The following is a 3,358-nucleotide window of genomic DNA, read 5'->3' on the forward strand; positions in this document are numbered from 1 at the left end:
CGACGAATAATTTGGTTTCTAAAGTTACTTTTTGGTACTTTTTTTTCTGCCAGTGTTGTTTTTGGTTTTTCATAAGTGACTATCATTATTTGATGAATTTTTAGTCAACCTATTTCAGGAAAGTACACATTTTATATTAATGCCAACGGTTTTGCATAAGGTTAGTGTGGGAGTTGGAAATCGTATGATTTTCAGCCTAGCACTAAGCTTATACTTATTTTATATTTTTATCTTAATCGACCTAAAAATACTTAAATAAGTGTAAGCGACATAGTAAACAAGCCTAAAACTTTGGCAGAAAAATAAAAACCCACATTAAATTTATGCGGTGTTGTGCTGCGTAGTTTAAGAAATGTCTTTTATTAATTTTTTCGGATTTTGTCTCGTGTCAAATATTGTCACGATAATGATTCTTTTTGAATTAAATCTATAAAACAATGTCGTTTGTTTTGTAATTACACATTTATGTAATCCAATCTTGCTCTCAGACTCAGGGAAAATTTCAGGGGTTATCTTAATAGTTTCAATATTCTTATCAAGTTTTTTTACGAAATCAGATTTTACTTTTTGATTCCATTCCGTAAGAAGATATTCGAATAGTTTATTAAGTTTATTCTCTGCAGTTTTAGTAATAATAACTTTTCTACTCATTATCTATGAGATGACATAAAAGTATCGTAGCTCGATGTTTCTCCACGACTAATTTCTATATCTGCCTTGTTAATTTCATTTTGCTGATCAGAAGTCAATTCATTCCAGAAGTCTGCACTTTTTTCCTTTTTGAAAATTTGTTTAATAGATTCAAGAATTGAAGGATTATCTGTTGTTAACAGTAATTTCATTAGTTCCAATTTTTCAGCTTGAATGTCCATATTAATAAAATTTATACAAAAATAACAAATTTCTTGCGGAATTGATTTTTTCAACTAGATTTTTTATGCTGCACAACGTTGTTGTATATGGTTTGTTGCGTATTTTAAGCAACTAATTTAGTAAATAATTACGGACAAAGAAAGTCCGCGAGGACTTTCGCAAGTAGGCAAGAAGCCAGCAATAAATTATATACGGTGTTGTAGTGCGTTTTTTTATTTCCAAAATTCCCACCATTTTTCTTTTTCAACCGTTTCATTTATTTCTTTATAATTGTTTTTTTCTAAATCAGTTCGATTATCAATATACTCTAATTTTCCAAATTCGTTAGTTTTTCCAATTAAAACTACTTTTTCGTTTTCAATCCAATTCAATACTTTCTCAATTTCTCCAATAATATCTGGATAACAATTCTCAATTAAAGTCAGTTTTTGTTTTTCAGATAATTTTTCAAAAGTTTCTATTCTATAATAACTATAAGGACATTCTAAAGCTAAACCATAATTGAACGCTAAATTGTCCATAAAATCATAACCTTTACAATACAGAGTGTAAAAATTCCGTATTGATTTCGAGTAATTTTCAGTTCGGTTTTTTGCGTTTAATAAATCTTTCGTAATTTTCCACTTTTCAACTTCGCTTTGACTGATTTGATTTTCAATTAGTTTTTTTAATTCAGAATGCGAATTTTCCTGTTTGTAATTAAAAGAAAGAAATTCATAATATGAATTTGGATTCAAATTGTCTTTTAATTCCGTTGATTTATAAATCCATTTTTCAAAATTCGGCAGAAGTTCTTTTTCTGACCAAACTTTATAAAATTCTTTTTGTATGTTTCTTGAAATTTCGTTCATTTCTCAAATGCACTACAACGTGGATGTGTTATGGAAAGTTGCGATTTTATGCCATCGTTATTTTCCGAAGGAAAATATAAGATTGCAAAAAAGCAACAAACTTTAATAAAGCTAAAAATAGCAATTTTTTATACACGGTGTTGCAAAATCGTTGTTTTTTTACTCGTATTTTATTCCATTTTTATAGTTCAATTCTTTCCTCAAAATTCTATTTCAGAGTTTATTCCTCAAGTTCCCAACTTTCTCCAAAAGTAAAATTCTCAGATTTTTTCAGCTCTAGTTTTTGATTCACACGTTTTACTGAGATTCACACGTTTTAAAATTCCGCACAAAAACTAATTCCCACATTTTTTTTATACATTTTTAGAATTTCACGTCTCAAAAAAATTCCACGTTCAACGTTAGTGAGAGTCTGTTTAGCAATTTTTAACTCGATTTTTTTCAGATTTTAACGGCTAAATTCTAACAGATTTTTTCATTTTTTTCGTTCGTGAGTTAACTCCCACAAAGATTGGCGACAATGTTTTGCAACGTGTTTATATATGGTTTGTTGCGTGGTTTAAGCAACTAATTTAGTAAATAATTACAGACCAAGAAAATCCGCGAGGATTTTCGTAAGTAAGCAATTAGCCAGCAATAAATTATATATGGTGTTGGGCACAGTATTTTTTAATATTCAATCTTTAGTGTATTTCCTTCTAAGAATTTTCCTTTAGATTCCGAAATTTTCAATTTTTGTTCTGCTGAAATTCCAATTGTTTCTCCAGGATTTAACTTAACATCATAAGCAATTACATAATGAGCTAAATTAGACATCATTTCATTTAATTCCTCTAAAGAATTTTCGGAATTAACAATTTCCATTTCTTTTTTTCCAAAATCAGTAAGTCCATAAGTATAAACAGAATGTTTTCCGTTTTCTTCTTTTAAACCAAAGTATATCCAATTGAATACAGGAAGATTTTCTTCGGTCATAAATTCCATATTCGATTGATAAAATTCCTTTTTTAGAACCAAAGTTCTACCTCCAATATAAATGCCTAATGATTTACTATTATTCATAACAGAAGAAGCTAATTTACTGTACAATATATTTTCTTGAACCGCATTTTTTCCAGCGTTTAATATTGAAAGTACAATATGACCTTTATGTTTTGATGTTTCTTCAACACCATTTTCCCAAAAGTAATTGTATTCAGCAGTTAATTGAACTTCATTTTCAGGAATTGCCACAGGAATATTAGCAATAGCAATGTTATATTCTCCTATATTTAAAACAGCTGTTTCGTTTTCAGAATCTTTGTCATTTACTTTTAATTTCCATTTTGTTCTTAATTCATTTATTGTTCCTTTTAAGTCAAATGAATTTGGATCTTCTAAAAGAACCATACCTAAAATATTTGAATTTAAATGCCTTTCAGTTTTTTTTTCTTTTCTTAGAAAGCTAAATATTCCCATTGAAATAATTCCGATTAATATTAAAATTCGCATTTTTCTCATATTGTGCCCAACGTGTTTGTATATGGTTTGTTGCGTGGTTTAGCACGTAATTTAGCAAATAAAAACCGAATAGAAAATCCGCGAGGATTTTCGTAAGTAGGCTAGAACTAGCAATAAATTATATACGGTGTTGT

Annotated in this window: 4 protein-coding genes; all 4 read right to left on the reverse strand. The window is 28.6% G+C overall.

The window, feature by feature from the left end; genetic code table 11:
* Positions 1–345: 345 nt before the first annotated feature.
* Positions 346–651 (reverse strand): type II toxin-antitoxin system RelE/ParE family toxin, encoded by a 306-nt coding sequence (locus FP421_RS00005; protein WP_159946294.1) that lies wholly within the window; start codon positions 649–651, stop codon positions 346–348.
* On the reverse strand, positions 651–842 hold the full coding sequence (locus FP421_RS00010) for a hypothetical protein (protein ID WP_236547997.1): 192 nt from the start codon (positions 840–842) through the stop codon (positions 651–653). Before FP421_RS00010 ends, FP421_RS00005 begins: the two co-directional genes overlap by 1 nt.
* Before the next feature lie 243 nt (positions 843–1,085).
* Positions 1,086–1,724: a hypothetical protein gene (locus tag FP421_RS00015; protein WP_159946298.1), complete on the reverse strand. Its 639-nt coding sequence runs from the start codon at positions 1,722–1,724 to the stop codon at positions 1,086–1,088.
* 669 nt (positions 1,725–2,393) lie between these two features.
* On the reverse strand, positions 2,394–3,224 hold the full coding sequence (locus FP421_RS00020; RefSeq protein ID WP_236547998.1) for a DUF4261 domain-containing protein: 831 nt from the start codon (positions 3,222–3,224) through the stop codon (positions 2,394–2,396).
* Positions 3,225–3,358 lie beyond the last annotated feature (134 nt).

Source organism: Polaribacter septentrionalilitoris (genome assembly GCF_009832745.1).
GTDB lineage: Bacteria > Bacteroidota > Bacteroidia > Flavobacteriales > Flavobacteriaceae > Polaribacter > Polaribacter septentrionalilitoris.

What these genes read in the sequence shown, in the direction of transcription:
- FP421_RS00010 (WP_236547997.1), bottom strand. Translation starts at nt 842, where the DNA reads ATGAAATTACTGTTAACAACAGATAATCCTTCAATTCTTGAATCTATT.
- FP421_RS00005 (WP_159946294.1), bottom strand. Translation starts at nt 651, where the DNA reads ATGAGTAGAAAAGTTATTATTACTAAAACTGCAGAGAATAAACTTAAT.
- FP421_RS00015 (WP_159946298.1), bottom strand. Translation starts at nt 1,724, where the DNA reads ATGAACGAAATTTCAAGAAACATACAAAAAGAATTTTATAAAGTTTGG.
- FP421_RS00020 (WP_236547998.1), bottom strand. Translation starts at nt 3,224, where the DNA reads ATGAGAAAAATGCGAATTTTAATATTAATCGGAATTATTTCAATGGGA.